Below are 20315 nucleotides of genomic sequence, written 5' to 3'. Positions count from 1 at the left end.
CTTTCGTTCTGGCGATGTCTCCGAAGGGGAAGACGTGAACAAGGCGCAGCTCGTAGAAGCGATTGCCGACAAGTTGGGCGGCCGCCAGCAGGCCGCCGATGCTGTCGATCATGTCCTGGACGCCATCGTCCGCGCGGTCGTCGCGGGCGAGCGGGTCTCGGTCACCGGCTTCGGGTCCTTCGAGAAGGTGGACCGCCCCGCCCGTTACGCCCGCAACCCTCAGACGGGCGAGCGGGTTCGGGTCAAGAAGACCTCCGTGCCGCGTTTCCGCGCCGGTCAGGGCTTCAAGGACCTGGTGAGCGGCTCGAAGAAGCTCCCGCGTGGTGGCGAGGTAGCCGTCAAGAAGGCGCCGAAGGGCAGCCTGTCCGGCCCGCCGCCCACCATCGCCAAGGCCGCCGGCAAGAAGGCCGCCGCCAAGAAGACGACGGGTGCGGCGAAGAAGACCACGGCGAAGAAGGCGACGCCGGCGAAGAAGGCGACGACCGCCGCCGCCGCGAAGAAGACCACGGCGAAGAAGGCGCCCGCCAAGAAGACCACGGCGACCGCCAAGACCACCGCGGCCAAGAAGACCACCGCCAAGAAGGCCCCGGCGAAGAAGGTCACCGCGAAGAAGGCCCCGGCCAAGAAGTCGACGGCCCGCAAGACCACCGCCAAGAAGACGACCGCCCGCAAGGCGACGTCGTAAGGCCGCCAGGGCACTCACGCGCCGGGCCGGACTCCCCAGGGGAGCCCGGCCCGCGGCGTGTGCGAGGGCGGTTACAGCGTCTGAAGGGTCACGAGGGTGATCCGCGCCGCGTCCCCCTCGCCCTCCGTCTCGATCCGCACCCGCTGCCCGGGGCGGAGCAGCAGCAGACCGCCGGCGTCGAACGCGGCGGCGTCGAAGGGCACGGGAGTGCCGTCGTCGAGGAGCACCTGTCCGCTGCGGGTCTGCGGGTCGTAGGTGTATGCGGTGGCCTGCATGGCCGTCAGCCTAGTGGGGATCCCCGGAGCCCGGGATCAGCAGCCCCGCCGCCACCGCCGCCGTGAACCGGCCCACCCCCAGTGCCAGTGCCGCGCGCAGGTCCGCACCGGTGTCCACGTCCTGCCGTACCGAATCGACGCCCGCCGGCGCCAGTTCCACGGCGCCGGAGGCCCGGTGCCGGGCGCGGGAATCCACGCCGAACGCCGGGCGCAATTCCCGGCCGCGGGTTGCCGCCAGCAAAGTCGTGCCCACCCCGGCCGCATCCGGCAGAAAAGCCCGGGGGAATTCCGCGGCGGCGGCCAGCACCCGGGACAGTTCCGCCGGGCGCAGGGCCGGCAGATCGGCGTTCAGGGCCGCGACCGCGGCACCGGGACGGTGCCGCCGCACGACCGCCGCGCCATGGGCCAGCGCGGCGTTCAGACCGCCGCCGGGGACGTCCGGGACGATCCGCGCGCCGAGCGCCGCCAGTTCCCGGCCGGCCAGCTCGTCGTCCGTGACGACCGCCACATCCGGCACCTCCGCGCAGGCCAGCGCCGCACCCACCGTGTCCTGCGCGAACGCGAGCGCCAGCCCCGGGCGTACGCCGTCACCGGCGGTGTCCGCGAGCCTGCTCTTGGCCCGGGCCAGGGGCTTCAACGGGATGACCAAGGTCCACTGCACCGGCGTACCGTCCCTCCCTCGTCCCGTTCATTGTCACCTGGGCTCTCCGGTGTGCCGGGAGGCGGGGCGTACGGTGTTCTCGACAGACCGGCGGCCCGGGGCCACACTTGTGCGACCCCCGCCGGGGTGGCAGTCCTAGAGGAAGGTGTCCTTGTGCCCCGCCGCAGAATCGGCTTCTGGTACCGCTTCGCCGCGGTGATCTGCAAACCGCCGCTGGTGGTTCTGATCAAGCGGGACTGGCGTGGAATGGAGCACATTCCGGCCGAGGGCGGATTTATCACCGTGGTGAACCACAATTCCCACGTGGACCCCTTCGCATACGCGCACTATCAGTACAACACCGGACGGGTTCCGCGATTCCTGGCGAAGAGCGGCCTTTTCAAGAAGGGATTGGTCGGCGCCGCCATGCGCGGCACCGGACAGATCCCCGTCTACCGCGAGTCCACGGACGCGCTCAGCGCCTTCCGGGCCGCCATCGACGCCGTAGAGCGGGGCGAGTGCGTCGCCTTCTACCCCGAGGGCACCCTCACCCGGGACCCGGACGGCTGGCCCATGACCGGCAAGACCGGCGCCGCCCGGGTCGCCCTGCAGACCAGGTGCCCGGTCATCCCGGTCGCCCAGTGGGGCGCCAACGAACTGCTGCCGCCTTACGCCAAGAAGCCGAACCTCTTCCCGCGCAAGACGCACCGCGTCTTGGCCGGCCCGCCCGTGGACCTCTCCCGTTTCTACGGCAAGGAGATGACCCCGGAGGTGCTGAAGGAGGCCACCGAGGTCATCATGGCGGCGATCACCCGGCTGCTGGAGGACATCCGCGGCGAGAAGGCTCCCGAGACGCCGTACGACCCGCGCCGCGAGCGGATCGAGCAGCGGCGCCGCACCCAGGCGCAGGCACAGGCACAGGCGCGGAGCAGGCAGACGGAAGGGCAGACCAAGTGAGCAAGCCTGTGCGGGCGGCCGTCATGGGCACCGGTTCGTGGGGCACCGCCTTCGGCATGGTGCTCGCCGACGCCGGCTGTGACGTGACCCTGTGGGCCCGCCGGCCCCGGCTGGCCGAGGCGGTCAACTCCACCCGGACCAACCCCGACTACCTGCCCGGCGTGGAACTCCCGGAGAACCTGCGCGCCACCGCCGACGCCGCCGAGGCGCTCGCCGGCGCGGACTTCACCGTGCTCGCGATCCCCTCCCAGACGCTGCGCGAGAACCTCGCCGAATGGTCCCCGCGGCTGGCCCCGGACACCGTCCTCGTCTCCCTGATGAAGGGCGTCGAACTCGGCTCCACCATGCGGATGAGCGAGGTCGTCGAGGACGTCGCCAAGGTCGGCGCCGACCGGATCGCGGTCGTCACCGGACCCAACCTGGCCCGCGAGATCGCCGCCCGCATGCCCGCCCTGGCCGTCGTGGCCTGCACCGACGAGCGGGTCGCCCAGCGGCTCCAGGCCGCCTGCCACACGCCGTACTTCCGGCCGTACACCAACACCGACGTGGTCGGCTGCGAACTCGCCGGCGCGGTCAAGAACGTCATCGGTCTCGCGGTCGGCATCGCCGACGGCATGGGGCTCGGCGACAACGCCAAGGGCTCGCTCATCACCCGCGGCCTCGCCGAGACCACCCGGCTCGGCCTGGCGATGGGCGCCGACCCGCTGACCTTCTCCGGACTCGCGGGCCTGGGCGACCTGGTGGCCACCTGCTCCTCGCCGCTGTCCCGCAACCACACCTTCGGCACCAACCTCGGCAAGGGCATGACCCTCCAGGAGACCATCGCCGTCACCAAGCAGACCGCCGAGGGCGTCAAGTCCTGCGAGTCCGTGCTGGATCTGGCCCGCCGGCACGGTGTCGACATGCCCATCACCGAGACGGTCGTGGAGATCGTGCACGAGGGCAAGTCGCCGGTCGCCGCGCTCAAGGAGCTGATGGCGCGCAGCGCCAAGCCCGAACGGCGCTGAAACCGGCCCGCCACGCCCCCCGCCGGGCCGTCCGCGACGCTCCGCGACCATCCGTGCGACGCTGAGCGACGGCCCGGGAGCGCGCGCTGACTTGCCGTCTACCTCCAGGTACTCTCAACGCGATATGAGCACCGAGAACCTTCCCCAGAGCCCCGAGCAGCCGGCGCGCAAGCCGCGCGTGGCCGTCGTGTTCGGCGGGCGCAGCTCCGAACACGGGATCTCCATGGTCACCGCCGGCGCGGTCCTCACCGCCATCGACCGGACGAAGTACGACGTCCTGCCGATCGGCATCACGCGGGAGGGCCGTTGGGTGCTCACCGCCGACGAACCGGAGCGGATGGCCATCGCCGACCGCCGCACCCCCGAGGTCGCCGACCTCGCGGAGGAGCACGAGGGCGGCGTGGTGCTCCCCGTCGACCCCACCAGCCGCGAGGTCGTCTACAGCGAGCCCGGCTCGGTGCCCAAGGCGCTCGGCGAGGTCGACGTCGTCTTCCCGGTGCTGCACGGCCCCTACGGCGAGGACGGCACCCTCCAGGGCCTGCTGGAGTTGTCCGGGGTGCCCTACGTCGGCTCGGGCGTGCTCGCCTCGGCCGTCGGCCAGGACAAGGAGTACATGAAGCGGATCCTCGCCTCCTACGGGCTCAAGGTCGGCCCGTACCTGGTGATCCGCCCCCGCGAGTGGGCCCTGGACGAGTCCGCCGCCCGCAAGCGGATCGTCGACTTCGCCGGCGAGCACGGCTGGCCGCTGTTCGTGAAACCGGCCCGCGCGGGCTCCTCCATCGGCATCACCAAGGTCGACGGCCTGGCCGGGCTGGACGAGGCCATCGCGGAGGCGCAGCGCCACGACCCGAAGATCCTGGTCGAGGCCGCCGTACGGGGCCGGGAGATCGAGTGCGGCGTCCTGGAGTTCGAGGACGGCCCGCGCGCCTCCGTCCCGGCCGAGATCCCGCCGCCGGACGCGCACGCCTACTACGACTTCGAGGCCAAGTACATCGACTCCACGCCCGGCGTCGTCCCGGCCCCGCTCACCGAGGAGCAGACCGCCGAGGTGCGGCGGCTCGCGGTCGAGGCGTTCGAGGCGACCTCCTGCGAGGGCCTGGTCCGCGCGGACTTCTTCCTCACCGAGGACGGCGAGTTCGTGATCAACGAGATCAACACCATGCCCGGTTTCACGCCGATCTCGATGTACCCGCAGATGTGGCAGGCGACGGGCGTGAGCTACCCGGAGCTGGTCGACCGCCTGGTGCGGGCGGCGCTGCGCCGCCCGACCGGACTGCGCTGAGCCCGCCGCCGGATCAGTGCCGCATGGAGGCGATCCCCTTCGGGATCGCCTTCTTCACGGCCGCCGCCAGGTCCGTCAGCACCCGCGCGCTGTCGTCCGGCCCGGACTGCTTCTCCGGCAGGGTCACCTGCACATAGGCGCGCCGCTCGGACGTGGTGAACCGCCACGTCCCGTCGTCCTGCTTCTCCATCAGCCAGTCGACGCCGTCGACCCCGCCGGCGATCGCGTTCGGATCCTGCCCGAGGGCCACCTTCGGATCGACCATCTTGGGCGGCCGGGGAACGCCGCAGCGCAGTATGATCGCCGGGCTTCCCCAGGCCGCCGTGTAGGCGGACGGGGGCTCCGGGTCCCGGCGGGGCTGTCCGCCCACCTTCCGTGGCAGCGCCTTGTCCAGGTCCCGGCAGAGCGGGGCGGTCCGCGCGTCCGGGGTGGGCACCGCCACGGTGCCGCTGTCGTCCGCCGCGGAGCAGCCCGCGACCGCGACGAGCAGGGCCACTGCGAGCAGGCCGGGAGGCCGGTGACGGAAGATGTTCACCGGCCAAGCGTAGACGGGGGCTACAGATGTACGACCGGGCAGGTCAGGGTGCGCGTGATGCCGTCCACTTGCTGGACTTTCGCGACCACCATGCGGCCGAGTTCGTCGACCGTGTCGGCCTGGGCGCGCACGATCACGTCGTACGGACCCGTCACGTCCTCGGCCTGGATCACTCCAGGGAGCTTGCTGATCGTCTCGGCGACGGTCGACGCCTTGCCGACCTCCGTCTGGATCAGGATGTACGCCTGTACCACGGAACCTCCAGGGCGGCCACGAGGATCATGTGGGGAAAAGGAACGCCACGGTATCGCGTCACCGCGTCCCGCGGGGAGACCTCCGGAACGCGGGCTCGCGCGGTGAGGCGCGGCCATGGCGGACGTTGACGGTCACCTGGACCGTACCGACGGTCACCGCGGCCGCGTCGGCGGCCGGGGCGACCGCGACGACGGACACCTCGACCGTATCGGGGACACTGAAGACGCGCGACCGGGCACGGCATGGGAGAGAAGGGGACCAGGGACATGAAGGGCACTGTTGGTGAGCTCGGGGAGTTCGGGCTCATCAGGGAGCTCACCTCCCGTCTCACCAGTACACCGGCGGTCCGGGTCGGCCCCGGCGACGACGCCGCGGTGGTCGCCGCGCCCGACCGCCGGGTGGTGGCGAGCACCGACATCCTGCTGGAGGGCCGGCACTTCCGCCGCGACTGGTCCACCGCCTACGACGTGGGCCGCAAGGCCGCCGCGCAGAACCTCGCCGACATCGCCGCGATGGGCGCCGTCCCCACCGCGCTGCTGCTCGGCCTGGTCGTCCCCGCCGAACTGCCGGTCACCTGGCCCACCGAGCTGATGGACGGCCTGCGCGACGAGTGCCAGGTCGCCGGCGCCTCCGTGGTCGGCGGGGACGTCGTACGCGGCGACACCATCATGGTGTCGATCACCGCGCTCGGCGACCTGCGCAACCACGAGCCCGTCACCCGGGCCGGCGCCCAGCCCGGTGACCTGGTGGCCGTCACCGGCTGGCTGGGCTGGTCCGCGGCCGGGTACGCGGTGCTCGTCCGCGGCTTCCGCTCCCCGCGCGCCTTCGTGGAGGCGCACCGGCGCCCCGAACCGCCGTACCACGCGGGCCCGGCCGCCGCCGCGCTCGGCGCCACCGCGATGTGCGACGTGAGCGACGGCCTGATCGCCGACCTCGGGCACATCGCCGAGGCCAGCAAGGTCCGCATCGACATCCGCTCCGGCGCGATCGACATGCCCACGCAGATGCACGACATCGGCCAGGCCGTGGGCGTGGACCCGCTGCAATGGGTGCTGACCGGGGGAGAGGACCACGCGATCGTCGCCACCTTCCCGCCCGACGTCAAGCTCCCGGCCCGCTGGAAGGTCATCGGCGAGGTCCTCAACCCCTCCGCGCTGCCCCAGGTGACGGTCGACGGGGCGCCCTGGACCAGCAAGGGCGGCTGGGACCACTTCGGGGACATCGAGTCATGATCACCAGGGTGCTCACGGTGGCGGGCTCCGACTCCGGCGGCGGGGCGGGGATCCAGGCCGACCTGAAGACGATGATGGCGCACGGCGTGCACGGCATGAGCGTGCTCACCGCGGTGACCGCGCAGAACTCGCTGGGCGTCCAGGGTGCCTGGGAACTGCCCGCGGCGGCGGTCCGGGCCCAGTACCGCAGTGTCGTGGACGACATCGGAGTCCAGGCCGTGAAGACCGGCATGCTGGCCTCCGCGGAACTGGTCGAGACGGTCGCCGAGTTGATCTCCGGCACGGACGCGCCGGCCGTGGTGGACCCGGTGGGCGTCTCCAAGCACGGCGACGCGCTGCTCGCCGCCTCCGCGCTGGACGCCGTCCGCACCAAGCTGCTGCCCGCGGCGACCGTGGCCACGCCCAACCTGGACGAGGTGGCGCAACTCACGGGGGTGCGGGTGGAGTCCGAGGCGGATCTGCGCCGGGCCGCGGCCGCCGTGCTGGCCCACGGGCCGCGCTGGGTGCTGATCAAGGGCGGGCACCTGCCCGGGGACGCCGTGGACCTGCTCACCGACGGCTCCGAGGAGCACCTGCTGCGTGCTCCCCGGCACGACAACCGGCACACCCACGGCACCGGCTGCACCCTCGCCTCCGCGATCGCCTGCGGGCTGGCCCTGGGGAAGTCCGTACCGGAGGCGGTCATGGCGGCCAAGGAGTACGTCACCGGGGCGATCGCCGCCGGGTTCGCCCTCGGCGCCGGGATCGGGCCGGTGGATCACGGGTGGCGGTTCAGGAGCTGAGCTCGCACGCGGGGAGCGCACGGGTACGGCAAAAAGCCGGCCCACCGTGAGGTGGACCGGCTCCGTGCAGCGAACCAGGCAGTGGCCGCGCGCTCAGCTGTAGCGTCAGCGCGAGACCTTGCCGGCCTTGATGCACGAGGTGCAAGCGTTCACGCGCTTCGGCGTCCCGCCGACCACGGTACGCACACGCTGGATGTTCGGGTTCCAGCGGCGGGACGTACGGCGGTGCGAGTGCGAGATGTTGTTGCCGAAGCCCGGCCCCTTGCCGCAGACGTCGCAGTTGGCAGCCACGGGTCACTCCAAAGACTTCAGATGCACTTACGGTTGATCCCGGCATGCCGGGATCAAGATCCCAGGAATTGAGATCTGAGTGGCGTTGCCAGGGGAATGGCCCGATCAGGATCGGGCAACCGGAGCAGCATACAACGGCTGCGCCAGTACAACGAAACTACCATGGCTGATCAGGCTCCCGCTCCCGGCCCGCTTCCGGAGGACACCGGTCCGGGGTCTACGCTGCGTCCGACGTACGGCCGGGTCAGGGAGGCGCAGGTGGCGCAGGTGCCGCAGACATTCTTCGATGCTCTCGCGGTGCGTACCTGGTGTTCCCTGGCGCTGCGGGCGCTGGGCCGGGCCCGGGAGGAGATCGACGCGATCAACGTCTACCCGGTGGCCGACGGCGACACCGGGACCAATCTGTACCTCACCCTGGAGTCGGCGGCCACGGCCGTGGAGGCGGTGTTCGCCGGGTACGAGACCGGCCGCGCGGAGCCGTCCCTCGGCGACGCGGCCCGCGCGATGGCCCACGGCGCGCTGATCGGGGCCCGGGGCAACTCCGGCACGATCCTGGCGCAGCTGCTGCGGGGCATGGCCCAGGTGCTCGCCGAGGCCGGTGAGGACTCCGCCGCCGCCCGCGCCGACGGCCCCGCGCTGCGGTTGGCCCTGCGCCGGGCCGCCGACTCCGCCCGGCAGGCCGTGGCGCACCCCGTCGAGGGCACGGTGCTGACGGTCGCCTCGGCCGCCGCCGACGCGGCCGAGGGGGCCGGGGACGACTGCCGGAGGGTCGCGCGCGCCGCCTACGAGGGCGCGCGGGCGGCCCTGGCGGCGACCCCGGACCAGTTGGGCGTGCTGCGGCGGGCCGGGGTGGTCGACGCGGGCGGCCGGGGCCTGGTGACGGTGCTCGGGGCGCTGGTGGAGGCGGTCACGGGGGAGGCGGTACGGGAGACCAAGGGGAGCGCGGGGGGTGCTTCCGGTGCCGGGACCGCCGGGGCGGGCGCCGCCGGTCGTGACACGGAACCGGCCTGCCCGGGTGAGGCCGAAGGCGACCGGGGCGGGAACGGGGGACCCGCCTTCGAGGTGATCTACCTGCTGGAGGCCGACGACACGGCCGTGGCCCGGCTGCGCGCGCGGCTCGACGCCCTCGGGGACTCCCTGGTCGTGGTCGGCGGCGACGGACTGTGGAACGTCCATGTGCACGTCGACGACGCCGGCGCCGCCGTGGAGGCCGGCGTGGAGGCCGGGCGGCCCTACCGGATCCGGATCACGCACTTCGGGCACGGCGAGCCGCACCCCGGCCGGGAACGCCCGTCCGGCGCACCTGTCCAGCGGGCGGTCGTCGCCGTCGTACCAGGGGAGGGGCTGGCCGGGCTGTACGGCGAGGCCGGCGCGACCACCGTCCTCGCGCGCCCCGGGGAGCCGCCCGCCAGCGGGGAGCTGGTGCAGGCGGTACGGCGGGCCCACGCCCACGAGGTCGTCCTGCTGCCCAACGACGCCGAGCTGCGCCACACGGCCGCCGTCGCGGCCGAGCAGGCCCGTACCGAGGGCGTCCGGGTGGCCCTGATCCCGACCCGCTCGGCGGTCCAGGGCATCGCCGCGCTCGCGGTGCACGAGCCGCGGCGCCGGTTCGACGAGGACGTGGTCCAGATGACCGCGGCGGCGGGCGCCACCCGGTACGCCGAGGTCGTCGTGGCCGAACGCCAGTCCTGGACCACGGCCGGCATCTGCCAGGCCGGAGACGTGCTCGGCCTCATCGACGGCGACGTCGCGGTGATCGGCACGGACGTCACCGCCACCGCCCGCACCGTCCTGGACCGCATGCTCCAGTCCGGCGGCGAACTGGTCACCCTGGTCGTCGGCGACGAGGCCCCGGAGACCGTCGCCGCGCACCTGGAGGCTCGGGTACGGGAGTCCTACCTGGCCGTGGACACGGTGGTGTACCACGGCGGCCGGCAAGGGGCGCTGCTGCTCATCGGCGTGGAGTGAGCGGTGGGTGCCGGCGCGGCGGCGTGGCGTGAGCGGTGGGCGGCCGAGGGCCGGGTGGTGGGGGCTCAGTCCTGTTCCGTGACCGGTCCCTCGCGGCCCACCTGTCCCTCCTGTCCCTCCTGTCCTTCCTGTCCCTCCCGTGCCGCCTGGAGCATCTGGGCCGCCTCCGCACGCCGTGCCCGGACCGTCTCGTCCCCGTCGTCGGCGCCCTCGTAGACCGCGAGCACCGCACGCGCGCGTGCGGCCGCCCGCTCCGGACGGCCGAGGTCGGCCTCCAGCCAGCCCGCGCCCAGTTCGGCGCCGGTACGGCCGTGCAGCCCGGCGGCACCGAGCGTGGTGAACACCGCCACGGCCCGGGTCATCTGCTCCAGCGCCGCCTCGAACGCGGCCCGGATCGCCGCGTCCTCGGCCTCCTCGGACGCCGAGCGGGCCAGCAGCTCCGCGAACTGCCGGTACGTGCCGCCCAGTTCCGTGGCCAGTTCCGTCCGGTCCGCGCCCCGGGCCGCCGCCAGCGCCGTCTCGCACTCGCGCACCGCCTCCGTCATCAGCGCCCGGGCCGGTGCCGCCCCGGCCTCCCCGCCGAGCGCCAGCCAGGCGCGGGCGCGCAGCGAGCGGACCAGGAACGGGGCGTTGCCGAGCGCCCGCCACAGGCCGCCCGCGCGCGCGTAGGCCCGGTCCGCCTCCGCCGCGAGACCGGCGTTGCCCAGCGACTCGGCGGCGAGGTGGGCGAGCGTGGCGTGGTCCTGCTGATCGGGCCAGTGCCGGGCCAGCTCGGCGGCCCCGAGCCGCTCCTCGGCGGCGGCCCGGTGCTCGCCCAGCTCGCCCAGGCAGTCCCCGAGCCACCAGCGGGCCTGGACCACCGCCTCGTCGCCGTGCGTGCCGGGGCTCAGGTCGGCCAGCGCGGACCGAAGCACCTCGGCGGCCTCGGCGTACCGGCCCCGGCGCAGCAGGAACCCGCCCAGCTGCTGCCGGGCCCAGGCGCCCAGGGCGGCGCCCTCGCCCGCCTCGTCGGCCCAGTGCGCGGACTCCAGCGCGTGCCCGGCGGCCTCGGCGGGCGCGTCCAGGGCGCCGAGCACCTCGGCGAGCTGGAGGTGCAGCTGGGCCCGCCCGACCGGCTCCACGTACGGGCCGCCGTGGTCCAGCGCCGAGCGCAGCGCGCGTTCGGCGCCGGTGAGGTCACCGGCCTGGTGGGCGAGGGCGGCGACCTGGACCTCGTACTCCACGGCGAACCACGGCAGCCCGGCGGCCACGTACTCGTCGGCGGACCGCCGGAACAGCTCGGCCGCCCGACGCGCGTCCCCGGTCATCCCGGCCAGCTCGGCGAGCATTCCCCGCGCCTCGGCGGCCCGCGCCGCCAGCCGTACGTCGCCCTCGTCGCGCCCCTCGACGAGCGCCAGCACCTCCCGCACGGCCGCCTCGGCGTCGGCGGCCGTCCGCGCGAGATCCGTACGGGGACGGCGGACACCGGCACCGGTACCGGCCCCGGCGCCACGACCGTCCGCACCGCCCGCCCACGTGCCGGCCCCGTCCTGCGCACCGTCACCGGGCATCCAGGCTTCCGCCGCCTCCCGCCGGTCGTCCGTGCCGGGGGTCCGGGCGTCCGCGGTGTCCTGCCCGCCGTCCGCGCCGGTCTCCACGGCGCCCAGGGCGGGCCCGCCGGTGTTCCCCTCGGCACCCCTGGCACCCCCGGCGCCCTCGGCACCGAGACCTTCCGCGTCCCCGAGGTCCAAGCCCCCGGTGCCCCCCTCGGCCGTCGCGTGGACGCGGCGCATCAGGACGCGGGCCCGGCTCATCGCCACCGACGCCGTCTGCCGTACTCCCGTGCCCTCGTCGGCGTACAGGGCGAGCACCTCGTCGTACAGCCGGGTCACCGTGGTCAGGGCCGGCTCGACCTCGCCCGCGAGGGCGCGGACGTACGCCGCACGCGCGCGTGCCGCCAATGCCTCGCCGGGGTCGCCCGCCTCCGCGTACAGCCGTGCCGCACGCTCGAAGAGGGGGAGCCCCTCGGGGCCGCGGGCCATCGCCTCGTGGTCGGCGATCTCCGCTCGGTCGCGGGGCTCCAGCTCGGCGTCCCGGGCGGCCCGGGCCACCGCCGCCCACGCCTGGAGCGCGTGCGGGCGCAGGGTCCCCGACTGCCGCCGTGCCTCGGCGAGCAGCGCGGGCAGTCCGAGGGCCTCCGGGGCCTCGGTGGCCGGGGGCACGGCCGGTGGCGCCACGGCGGGCCGTGCCGCGCGTACGCCCAGCGGCAGCCGGTCCACCAGCGGGCGCTGGTCCATCCGCGCCCGGACCCGGTCGCCGACGGCGAACGTGCCGTTGCGGCGGTCGAACCGCGCGGCGAGCTCCGTCGCCTCCACGCGCGCGTGCGCGCCGAGTTCCCGCGCGGTCCAGCTCCGCCCGGCCGGCCCCGGCACCGGCTGCCCGCCCAGCCCCCGCTCGGTCAGCCGGTCCATCAGCAGCGCCACCACGGCCAGGAAGTCGAGCCTGCTGCGCGGATGCCCGCTGTCGGTGAAGTACGCCGGCCGCCCGGCCAGCAGCTCCAGGCCGCGTGCCTCGTTCCCGCTCAGCGCGCAGAACTCGACGTGGTCGGCGTACGCGCCCCGCATGCTCTCCATCGGGCGCACCAGCCGGAAACCGCGCAGATGGTGTGCGCGGGCCTCGTCCACCCGGCCGAGCCGCAGCAGCGGGGCCAGCGAGGAGGCCAGCACGGAGTGCGGCTCGTGCGCGCAGGCGAACTCGCCCTCCAGCACCGGCCGCCACAGCCGCAGCGCCTCGGCGTCCCGGCCGCACCGGACCTGCCAGACGCCCTGCGCGCGCAGCTCGCAGGCGGGGCAGTCGGCCATCCGGTCCCGGTCGGCGGCCAGCCACGCGGCGTACGCCCGCCGCGCGCGCGGAATGTCCCCGACGTGCGCGGCCACGCTGAACTCGGCGGCGCGGACCGCCCGTTCGGAGTGCCCGGCGAGCCGGTAGCGGCGCTCCATCTCGCCCAGCCACTTCTCGATCGAGGCGAGCGGGACGTGCGGCTGGTCCAGCATGCCCGCCGACATCCACTTGAAGGCCCAGTGCAGCGAATGCGTCTCGGACGCGTCGAAGTCCTCGGGCCGTTCGTCCCACATGCGCAGCAGCCGCGCGAACGGGGCGAACATCTTGTCCTTCTCGGAGCTGTGGTTGCAGACCTTCAGCTGGTGTCCGAGCGCCTCGATCACGGCGAGCGGGACGTCCAGCCGCTCCGCCTCGGCGAGCAGCTCCTCCGCGCGCGCGTTGCGGGCCGGACCCTCCGGCCGCTCGGAGTTCTCCGCCAGCGCCTGACGCAGCGCGTCGATGTCCGTGATCTCACTCATCGTCCGTCCCCCTCCCCGCGGGTCGCCCGTCCGAGCAGCCCGATGAACGCCCGGTCGAGCGGCGCCGAGCCGGCCGGCCGCAGCGGGCGCCGCGCCCTCGGCGGCGCCTGCCCGTACAGCGCCCCGGTCGCGGTGCCGCCCGGCTCCGGACCGCCGGGTGAACCGGTGTTCCGTACCAGCGGGTTCGGCCGGTTCGGCACCGGACGCGTGCGCGGGGCGCTGCCGCGCGGTGAGTCCAGCATGCCTGCCCGCGGGCCGTCGGCGCGTTCCCCGGCCGCGCACGGCCGCACCCGGGCCGGGGCGACCGGCCCGGCGGCCCGCCGGGCGGTGACGGCGGCCACGGCGTTCGTCAGGGGGTCGCGGGGCGGCTGGGGTGCTGGGGATGCCTGTGGGCTGTGGGAATCCATCGTCACTGCGCCGCGAGGGGCGTACGGGGCGGCGCGGGGTCGGGCGGTCCCGGCGGGGCGGTGACCGCGAAGGATGGCCTTGAGCGCGCCATCCTAGGCCCCGATCAGCGCGCCTGACCAGGAGTTTCCCCGACGTTTACGGCATCCCGGCCGGGCGGCGCGGGGTGTGGTCTACGGCATTGTCAGTGCCGTGGTGTGCAATTGATGGCGTGCCCGCACTGCAAGAACCGCTCAAGAAGGTGCTCGGCCCCGCCACCGCGAAGGTGATGGCCGAGCACCTCGGCCTGCACACCGTCGGCGATCTGCTGCACCACTACCCGCGCAGATACGAGGAGCGCGGCCAGCTCACCCACCTCGCCGACCTCCCCATGGACGAGCACGTCACGGTGGTCGCCCAGGTCGCCGACGCCCGGCTGCACAGCTTCGCCTCGGCCAAGGCCCCCCGGGGCAAGGGCCAGCGCCTGGAGGTCACGATCACGGACGGCAGCGGCCGGCTCCAGCTCGTCTTCTTCGGCAACGGCGTGCACAAGCCCCACAAGGAACTGCTGCCAGGCACCCGCGCGCTGTTCGCCGGCAAGGTCTCCGTCTTCAACCGCCGCCTCCAGCTCGCCCACCCGGCCTACGAGTTGCTGCGCGGCGACGGTGACGAGGCCGTCGAGTCCTGGGCCGGCGCCCTGATCCCGATCTACCCCGCGACCGCCAAACTGGAGTCCTGGAAGATCGGCAAGGCGGTCCAGACGGTACTGCCCAGCGCCCAGGAGGCCCTCGACCCGCTCCCGGACCCGCTGCGCGCCGGCCGCGGCCTGCTCCCGCTCCCCGAGGCCCTCCTCAAGATCCACCAGCCGCACACCAAGGCCGACATCGCCGACGCCCGCGCCCGCCTGAAGTGGGACGAGGCGTTCGTCCTCCAGGTCGCCCTGGCCCGCCGCCGGCACGCCGAGACCCACCTGCCCGCCGTGCCCCGCGTCGCCGGTCCGGACGGCCTCCTCGCGGCCTTCGACGACCGCCTGCCCTTCACCCTCACCGAGGGCCAGCGCAAGGTCTCCCGCGAGATCTTCGACGACCTCGCCACCCCCCACCCCATGCACCGCCTGCTCCAGGGCGAGGTCGGCTCGGGGAAGACTTTGGTGGCCCTGCGCGCCATGCTCGCCGTCGTCGACGCGGGCGGGCAGGCGGCCATGCTCGCGCCCACCGAGGTGCTCGCCCAGCAGCACCACCGCTCCGTCACCGAGATGATGGGCGAACTGGCCGAAGGGGGCACGCTGGGCGGCGCCGAGCACGCCACCAAGGTGGTGCTGCTCACCGGCTCGATGGGCGCGGCGGCGCGCCGCCGCGCCCTGCTCGACCTGGCCACCGGCGAGGCCGGCATCGTCATCGGCACCCACGCCCTGATCGAGGACAAGGTGCGGTTCCACGACCTCGGCCTGGTCGTGGTGGACGAACAGCACCGCTTCGGCGTGGAACAGCGCGACGCCCTGCGCGGCAAGGGCAAGCAGCCCCCGCACCTGCTCGTCATGACGGCCACCCCCATCCCGCGCACGGTCGCCATGACGGTCTTCGGCGACCTGGAGACCTCCGTGCTGGACCAGCTCCCGGCCGGCCGCTCCCCGATCGCCAGCCACGTCGTCCCGGCCGCCGACAAACCGCACTTCCTCGCCCGCGCCTGGGAGCGGGTCCGCGAGGAGGTCGAGACCGGCCACCAGGCGTACGTGGTCTGTCCGCGCATCGGCGACGAGGAGGACGACCCGAAGAAGGCCGGCAAGAAGCCCGCCGAGGGCGAGGAGAAGCGGCCCCCGCTGGCCGTGCTCGACGTGGCCGGGGAACTGGGCCGCGGCCCCCTCGAGGGCCTCAAGGTGGAGGTCCTGCACGGCCGTATGCACCCCGACGACAAGGACGCCGTGATGCGCCGCTTCGCGGCCGGCGAGACCGACGTCCTGGTGGCCACCACCGTCATCGAGGTCGGCGTCAACGTCCCGAACGCCACGGCCATGGTCATCATGGACGCCGACCGCTTCGGCGTCTCCCAGCTCCACCAGCTGCGCGGCCGGGTCGGCCGCGGCTCCGCCCCCGGCCTGTGCCTGCTGGTCACCGAGATGCCCGAGGCGAGCCCGGCCCGCCAGCGGCTGAACGCGGTCGCCGCCACGCTCGACGGCTTCGAGCTGTCCCGCATCGACCTCGAACAGCGCCGCGAGGGCGACGTCCTGGGCCAGGCCCAGTCCGGCGCCCGCTCCAGCCTGCGGGTCCTGGCGGTCATCGAGGACGAGGAGGTCATCGCGGAGGCGAGGGCGGAGGCCGCGGCGGTCGTGGCGGCCGACCCGGAACTGGAGCGCCTTCCGGGCCTGCGCACGGCCCTGGACGCCCTGCTGGACGAGGAGCGGGAGCAGTACCTGGAAAAGGGGTGAGCCACACTGGACCTGAACCGACCCACGACCAAGGACCGAAGATGACCCGCGTGATCGCCGGCGCAGCCGGCGGACGTCGCCTGGCGGTGCCCCCGGGCACCGGCACTCGCCCCACCTCCGACCGCGCCCGCGAAGGTCTCTTCTCCACCTGGCAGTCCCTGCTCGGCGGACCCCTCGACGGCGAACGCGTCCTCGACCTCTACGCCGGCTCGGGCGCCGTGGGCCTGGAGGCCCTGTCCCGGGGCGCGGGCCACACCCTGCTGGTCGAGGCCGACGCCCGCGCGGCGCGGACCGTCCGTGAGAACGTGCGGAACCTGGGCCTGCCCGGCGCCGAGGTGCGGGCGGGCAAAGCGGAGCAAGTCATCCGCACCGCACCCCCCGCCGAGCCGTACGACCTCGTCTTCCTCGACCCGCCGTACGCCGTCACGGATCGCGATCTTCGGGAGATTCTGCTCACACTCCACTCGGAGGGCTGGCTCGCCGAGCAAGCGCTCGTCACCGTGGAGCGCAGCACCAGAGGCGGCGAATTCCACTGGCCGGACGGCTTCGAGGCGATCCGGTCCCGTCGCTACGGCGAGGGAACGTTTTGGTACGGTCGCGCCGCCTCTACGTGCGAAGACGCACGATGACCGGACCGGAGAGCGAGGGATCACAAGTGCGCCGCGCCGTCTGTCCCGGGTCGTTCGACCCGATCACCAACGGACATCTCGACATCATCGCCCGAGCCTCCCGTCTGTACGACGAGGTGTACGTCGCGGTGATGATCAACAAGTCCAAGAAGGGCCTGTTCGAGATCGACCAGCGGATCCGGCTGATCCGCGAGGTCACCGCCGAATACGCCAACGTCCGCGTCGAGTCCTTCCACGGCCTCCTCGTGGACTTCTGCAAGCAGCGCGACATCCCCGCCATCGTCAAGGGCCTGCGCGCCGTCAGCGACTTCGACTACGAACTCCAGATGGCCCAGATGAACAACGGCCTCACCGGCGTCGAGACGCTGTTCGTGCCCACCAACCCCACCTACAGCTTCCTGTCCTCCTCCCTCGTCAAGGAGGTCGCCGCCTGGGGCGGGGACGTCTCCCACCTGGTGCCCCCGCAGGTGCTGGAGGCGCTGAACGAGCGCCTCGCCAGGGACTGATGGGGCTACAGTCGTCCCGTCCGTCTCCGAACCGGCTGTAGAGAGTGGCGAGCACAGGTGGACGTGCAGAAGAAGCTCGACGAGATCGTCTCCACGGTCTCCGGCGCCCGGTCCATGCCCATGTCGGCGTCCTGCGTGGTCAACCGCGCCGAGCTGCTCGCGCTGCTCGAAGAGGTGCGCCAGGCGCTGCCCGGCTCCCTCGCCCAGGCGCGGGAACTGATCGGCGACCGTGAGCAGCTGGTCGAGCAGGCCCGGCAGGAGGCCGAGCGGATCATCGAGAGCGCGCACGCCGAGCGCGGCTCGCTCGTCTCCGGGACCGAGATCGCCCGCCGAGCCCAGGCCGAGGCCGACCGGATCCTGGCCGAGGCCCGCAAGGACGCCGAGGAGATCCGCGCCGAGGCCGACGACTACGTGGACTCCAAGCTCGCCAACTTCGAGGTCGTCCTCACCAAGACCCTCGGCTCCGTCGGCCGGGGCCGCGAGAAGCTCCTCGGCACCGGTCCCGGCCTGGACGAGCAGGGCTACGCCGACGAGGACGCCCCCGAGCGCAGCCACGACCCGGAGACCCTGCGCCGCGACGCCGACGCCTACGTGGACGCCAAGCTCGGCGCCTTCGAGGCGGTCCTCGCCAAGACCCTGGAGGCCGTCGGCCGGGGCCGGCAGAAGCTGCACGGCCGGATCGCCACCGACGACCTCGGCGCGCTCGCCGACGACACCACGACCTTCCAGCACTCCAGCGACGCCGACTACCTCGCCGACCTCGCGGCCCTCGCGGACGACGACCGCGCGGACCGGCGGCAGCCCGCGCCGGCCCGGCCCGCCTACGATCCCCGGCCCGCCTACGCCCCCGCCGCCGGCTACGGCCCGGCGGAAGGCGCCCCCGCCGAGCAGCCGGACCCGTACGGGGGCTTCCCGCAGCAGCCGGAGTACCCGCCGGCCCAGGACCCGTACGGCTATGGACAGGCCGATCCCTACGGCTACCAGGGCTACGGCGCCCAGCAGACCCACCACCAGCCCCAGCAGACCCACCAGCCGCAGGGCCACTCCCGGCAGGACCAGCCCCAGCAGGGCTACGCCCTGGACGAGACCAGCCTCTTCGACACCAGCATGATCAGCGCGGAGCAGCTGCGGGCGTACGAGCAGGGCCGGGGCCTGTAGCCGGGGACCGGATTGGGCGCTGAGCGAAAGGTCCAGTATCCTGGCTGTTCGGTCGCGCATGCCCGCGATCAACGCTGCCCGGGGACACCGCCGGGCCGCGTCCCTCCGAGTTCGCAGATCGAAAGCAGGAATGGCTCCCAACGCCCGCCTCGACCACCGCAACCCCCTCGTGATCGACACGCACGAGCTGGGTCGGCGTCCTGGCGCGCTGCAGCGCCTGACCCGCGAGATCGACGCTCCCCGGGATCTCGGCATCCAGGGAGTCATCGGAGTGCCGGAAGGCAGCCCGGTGGAACTCGACCTCCGCCTGGAGTCGGTCATGGAAGGGGTGCTTGTCACAGGCACCGCCCGTGCAACGGCCGAGGGGGAGTGCGTAAGGTGTCTGGAGCCGGTCGGGCTGGAGCTCGAAGCGGACTTCCAGGAGATGTTCTCGTACCCTGACGCCGACGACCGGGGCCGTGTGATCGCGGAACCGGGCGACGACGCCGAGGACGACGAGGGCAGGCTCTTCATCGAGGACGGCTTGATCGACCTCGAACCTCTGCTGCGCGATGCGGTGGTGCTCGCACTGCCGATGCAGCCGGTGTGCCAGGACGACTGCCCGGGCCTGTGCTCCGAGTGCGGAGTGCGGCTCGCGGACGACCCGGACCACCACCATGACGCCGTCGACATCCGTTGGGCGGCTTTGCAGGGACTCGCCGGCACCATGACGGACGGCGAGAAGGACGAGATGAGCGGCGCCGAAGCGGGCGTCGACGAGAAGCAGGAGAAGTAGCCGTGGCTGTTCCGAAGCGGAAGATGTCGCGCAGCAACACGCGCCACCGCCGGTCGCAGTGGAAGGCTGCGGTCCCCACCCTGGTTGCGTGCGAGCGCTGCCACGAGCCCAAGCAGCAGCACATCGCGTGCCCGTCTTGCGGCACCTACAACAAGCGCCAGGTCCTCGAAGTCTGAGCGGCTGGTGAGAGGCCCGATGACTGACGCGAAAGCAGCTAGTCCCCGCCAGCGCGGGGGTAGTCCGCAGGCCTCGTCCCACACGCTTCTGGAAGGGCGGCTCGGCTACCAGGTCGAGTCCGCCCTTCTGGTGCGTGCGCTGACCCACCGTTCCTACGCGTACGAGAACGGCGGTCTGCCGACGAACGAGCGGCTGGAGTTCCTCGGGGACTCCGTGCTCGGCCTCGTCGTCACGGACACGCTGTACCGCACCCACCCCGACCTGCCCGAAGGCCAGCTGGCCAAGTTGCGGGCCGCGGTGGTCAACTCGCGTGCGCTGGCGGAGGTCGGCCGTGGTCTGGACCTGGGCGCCTTCATCCGGCTCGGCCGGGGTGAAGAGGGCACGGGCGGCCGGGACAAGGCGTCCATCCTCGCCGACACCCTTGAAGCGGTGATCGGCGCGGTCTATCTCGACCAGGGCCTCGACGCGGCCTCCGAACTGGTGCACCGCCTGTTCGACCCGCTGATCGAGAAGTCCTCCAACCTCGGAGCCGGCCTGGACTGGAAGACCTCCCTCCAGGAGCTCACCGCGACCGAAGGACTCGGCGTGCCCGAGTACCTGGTCACGGAGACCGGCCCCGACCACGAGAAGACCTTCACTGCTGCCGCCCGCGTCGGAGGCGTCTCGTACGGCACCGGCACCGGCCGCAGCAAGAAGGAGGCGGAGCAGCAGGCCGCCGAGTCCGCCTGGCGGTCCATCCGGGCCGCCGCGGACGAACGCGCCAAGGCGGCCGAGGAAGCCGCCGAGGAGCCCGTCCGCGAGACGGCCGACGAAGCCGGCAAGCCGGCCGGGGAACCGGTCCGCGAGACGGCCGACGCGGCCGTGAAGGCGGCCGGGGAGTCCGTCAAGGACGCCGACCCGTCCTCCGCCACCGCCTGACCGAGCAGTACCAGCAGCACCCGAGCGCCCGCCCGGCCGTCCACGCCGGTGCGGGCGCTCGTACCGTCCACCGGTCCGTACGGTTCTCACGGGGGG

General features: G+C 73.5%; 21 protein-coding genes. 14 read left to right on the top strand and 7 right to left on the bottom strand.

What is annotated here, in order from left to right:
- Nucleotides 1–34 precede the first annotated feature (34 nt).
- Nucleotides 35–685 (top strand): HU family DNA-binding protein, encoded by a 651-nt coding sequence (locus tag ACSURM_RS11335; protein WP_436954876.1) that lies wholly within the window; start codon nt 35–37, stop codon nt 683–685.
- Between the two features lie 71 nt (nt 686–756).
- Here the strand turns inward: ACSURM_RS11335 and ACSURM_RS11330 are convergent, their stop codons facing one another.
- Entirely contained in the window at nt 757–960 is a 204-nt protein-coding gene (locus tag ACSURM_RS11330) for a hypothetical protein (RefSeq protein ID WP_030612670.1), read from the bottom strand.
- 10 nt (nt 961–970) lie between these two features.
- Nucleotides 971–1621, bottom strand: coding sequence for a 2-phospho-L-lactate guanylyltransferase (cofC, locus tag ACSURM_RS11325; protein ID WP_436954875.1), 651 nt, complete (start codon nt 1619–1621; stop codon nt 971–973).
- Between the two features lie 153 nt (nt 1622–1774).
- Here cofC and ACSURM_RS11320 point away from each other — a divergent pair, with 153 nt between their 5' ends.
- The 3 genes from ACSURM_RS11320 (at nt 1775) to ACSURM_RS11310 (ending at nt 4846) form a co-directional block, all read left to right on the top strand.
- On the top strand, nt 1775–2557 hold the full coding sequence (locus tag ACSURM_RS11320) for a lysophospholipid acyltransferase family protein (RefSeq protein ID WP_436954874.1): 783 nt from the start codon (nt 1775–1777) through the stop codon (nt 2555–2557).
- On the top strand, nt 2554–3564 hold the full coding sequence (locus tag ACSURM_RS11315; RefSeq protein ID WP_359046076.1) for an NAD(P)H-dependent glycerol-3-phosphate dehydrogenase: 1011 nt from the start codon (nt 2554–2556) through the stop codon (nt 3562–3564). Before ACSURM_RS11320 ends, ACSURM_RS11315 begins: the two co-directional genes overlap by 4 nt.
- 124 nt (nt 3565–3688) lie before the next feature.
- Nucleotides 3689–4846, top strand: a complete 1158-nt coding sequence (locus ACSURM_RS11310) for a D-alanine--D-alanine ligase family protein (protein ID WP_359046078.1) — start codon at nt 3689–3691, stop codon at nt 4844–4846.
- Between the two features lie 13 nt (nt 4847–4859).
- Here the strand turns inward: ACSURM_RS11310 and ACSURM_RS11305 are convergent, their stop codons facing one another.
- Together ACSURM_RS11305 and ACSURM_RS11300 are read right to left on the bottom strand one after the other, a co-directional pair.
- Nucleotides 4860–5381 carry a DUF3515 domain-containing protein gene (locus tag ACSURM_RS11305; protein ID WP_436954873.1) on the bottom strand — a complete coding sequence of 174 codons (522 nt, stop codon included), beginning with the start codon at nt 5379–5381 and terminating at the stop codon, nt 4860–4862.
- 20 nt (nt 5382–5401) lie between these two features.
- The gene (locus tag ACSURM_RS11300) at nt 5402–5635 is read right to left on the bottom strand and encodes an Lrp/AsnC family transcriptional regulator (RefSeq protein ID WP_030612688.1); all 234 of its coding nucleotides are present in this window, start codon (nt 5633–5635) and stop codon (nt 5402–5404) included.
- Nucleotides 5636–5902: 267 nt separating this feature from the next.
- Between ACSURM_RS11300 and ACSURM_RS11295 the strand changes: the two genes are divergently transcribed.
- Together ACSURM_RS11295 and thiD are read left to right on the top strand one after the other, a co-directional pair.
- A complete protein-coding gene (locus ACSURM_RS11295; protein WP_436954872.1) occupies nt 5903–6868 on the top strand; it encodes a thiamine-phosphate kinase in 966 nt (321 codons plus the stop codon).
- Complete coding sequence (thiD, locus tag ACSURM_RS11290) at nt 6865–7650, top strand: bifunctional hydroxymethylpyrimidine kinase/phosphomethylpyrimidine kinase (RefSeq protein ID WP_436954871.1); 786 nt, start codon at nt 6865–6867, stop codon at nt 7648–7650. Before ACSURM_RS11295 ends, thiD begins: the two co-directional genes overlap by 4 nt.
- A gap of 105 nt (nt 7651–7755) precedes the next feature.
- Here thiD and rpmB read toward each other — a convergent pair whose 3' ends face one another.
- Nucleotides 7756–7941 carry a 50S ribosomal protein L28 gene (gene rpmB, locus ACSURM_RS11285; RefSeq protein WP_003993230.1) on the bottom strand — a complete coding sequence of 62 codons (186 nt, stop codon included), beginning with the start codon at nt 7939–7941 and terminating at the stop codon, nt 7756–7758.
- A 258-nt stretch (nt 7942–8199) separates the two neighbouring features.
- On the opposite strand from rpmB, the gene ACSURM_RS11280 reads away from it, so the two are divergent.
- On the top strand, nt 8200–9909 hold the full coding sequence (locus ACSURM_RS11280; RefSeq protein ID WP_436954870.1) for a DAK2 domain-containing protein: 1710 nt from the start codon (nt 8200–8202) through the stop codon (nt 9907–9909).
- Between the two features lie 65 nt (nt 9910–9974).
- Here ACSURM_RS11280 and ACSURM_RS11275 read toward each other — a convergent pair whose 3' ends face one another.
- Nucleotides 9975–13247, bottom strand: a complete 3273-nt coding sequence (locus ACSURM_RS11275; RefSeq protein WP_436954869.1) for a tetratricopeptide repeat protein — start codon at nt 13245–13247, stop codon at nt 9975–9977.
- Nucleotides 13244–13588: a hypothetical protein gene (locus ACSURM_RS11270; protein ID WP_436954868.1), complete on the bottom strand. Its 345-nt coding sequence runs from the start codon at nt 13586–13588 to the stop codon at nt 13244–13246. Before ACSURM_RS11270 ends, ACSURM_RS11275 begins: the two co-directional genes overlap by 4 nt.
- A 266-nt stretch (nt 13589–13854) precedes the next feature.
- On the opposite strand from ACSURM_RS11270, the gene recG reads away from it, so the two are divergent.
- The 7 genes from recG (at nt 13855) to rnc (ending at nt 20219) form a co-directional block, all read left to right on the top strand.
- Nucleotides 13855–16056 carry an ATP-dependent DNA helicase RecG gene (gene recG, locus ACSURM_RS11265; RefSeq protein WP_436961041.1) on the top strand — a complete coding sequence of 734 codons (2202 nt, stop codon included), beginning with the start codon at nt 13855–13857 and terminating at the stop codon, nt 16054–16056.
- 41 nt (nt 16057–16097) lie between these two features.
- The gene (gene rsmD / locus ACSURM_RS11260; RefSeq protein ID WP_359046089.1) at nt 16098–16685 is read left to right on the top strand and encodes a 16S rRNA (guanine(966)-N(2))-methyltransferase RsmD; all 588 of its coding nucleotides are present in this window, start codon (nt 16098–16100) and stop codon (nt 16683–16685) included.
- 26 nt (nt 16686–16711) lie between these two features.
- A complete protein-coding gene (gene coaD, locus ACSURM_RS11255; RefSeq protein ID WP_436961039.1) occupies nt 16712–17191 on the top strand; it encodes a pantetheine-phosphate adenylyltransferase in 480 nt (159 codons plus the stop codon).
- Nucleotides 17192–17248: 57 nt separating this feature from the next.
- Entirely contained in the window at nt 17249–18349 is a 1101-nt protein-coding gene (locus ACSURM_RS11250) for an ATP synthase F0 subunit B (RefSeq protein ID WP_436954867.1), read from the top strand.
- A 130-nt stretch (nt 18350–18479) separates the two neighbouring features.
- Nucleotides 18480–19124 carry a YceD family protein gene (locus ACSURM_RS11245; protein WP_030612719.1) on the top strand — a complete coding sequence of 215 codons (645 nt, stop codon included), beginning with the start codon at nt 18480–18482 and terminating at the stop codon, nt 19122–19124.
- Nucleotides 19125–19126: 2 nt separating this feature from the next.
- Nucleotides 19127–19300, top strand: coding sequence for a 50S ribosomal protein L32 (rpmF, locus tag ACSURM_RS11240; protein WP_003951102.1), 174 nt, complete (start codon nt 19127–19129; stop codon nt 19298–19300).
- 19 nt (nt 19301–19319) lie between these two features.
- Nucleotides 19320–20219, top strand: a complete 900-nt coding sequence (rnc, locus tag ACSURM_RS11235; RefSeq protein ID WP_436954866.1) for a ribonuclease III — start codon at nt 19320–19322, stop codon at nt 20217–20219.
- Nucleotides 20220–20315 lie beyond the last annotated feature (96 nt).

The sequence above is a fragment of the Streptomyces sp. SudanB182_2057 genome, from assembly GCF_964272715.1.
Classification (GTDB): Bacteria; Actinomycetota; Actinomycetes; order Streptomycetales; family Streptomycetaceae; genus Streptomyces; species Streptomyces rubradiris.
The sequence above is the reverse complement of the archived record's forward strand: the minus strand, read 5'-3'. Positions and strand labels throughout refer to the sequence as shown.

Excerpts from the sequence above, each read along its gene's own strand:
- ACSURM_RS11245 (WP_030612719.1), top strand. The coding sequence starts at position 18,480 with ATGGCTCCCAACGCCCGCCTCGACCACCGCAACCCCCTCGTGATCGAC.
- rsmD (WP_359046089.1), top strand. The coding sequence starts at position 16,098 with ATGACCCGCGTGATCGCCGGCGCAGCCGGCGGACGTCGCCTGGCGGTG.
- rnc (WP_436954866.1), top strand. The coding sequence starts at position 19,320 with ATGACTGACGCGAAAGCAGCTAGTCCCCGCCAGCGCGGGGGTAGTCCG.
- ACSURM_RS11330 (WP_030612670.1), bottom strand. The coding sequence starts at position 960 with ATGCAGGCCACCGCATACACCTACGACCCGCAGACCCGCAGCGGACAG.
- thiD (WP_436954871.1), top strand. The coding sequence starts at position 6,865 with ATGATCACCAGGGTGCTCACGGTGGCGGGCTCCGACTCCGGCGGCGGG.
- ACSURM_RS11310 (WP_359046078.1), top strand. The coding sequence starts at position 3,689 with ATGAGCACCGAGAACCTTCCCCAGAGCCCCGAGCAGCCGGCGCGCAAG.
- ACSURM_RS11275 (WP_436954869.1), bottom strand. The coding sequence starts at position 13,247 with ATGAGTGAGATCACGGACATCGACGCGCTGCGTCAGGCGCTGGCGGAG.
- ACSURM_RS11295 (WP_436954872.1), top strand. The coding sequence starts at position 5,903 with ATGAAGGGCACTGTTGGTGAGCTCGGGGAGTTCGGGCTCATCAGGGAG.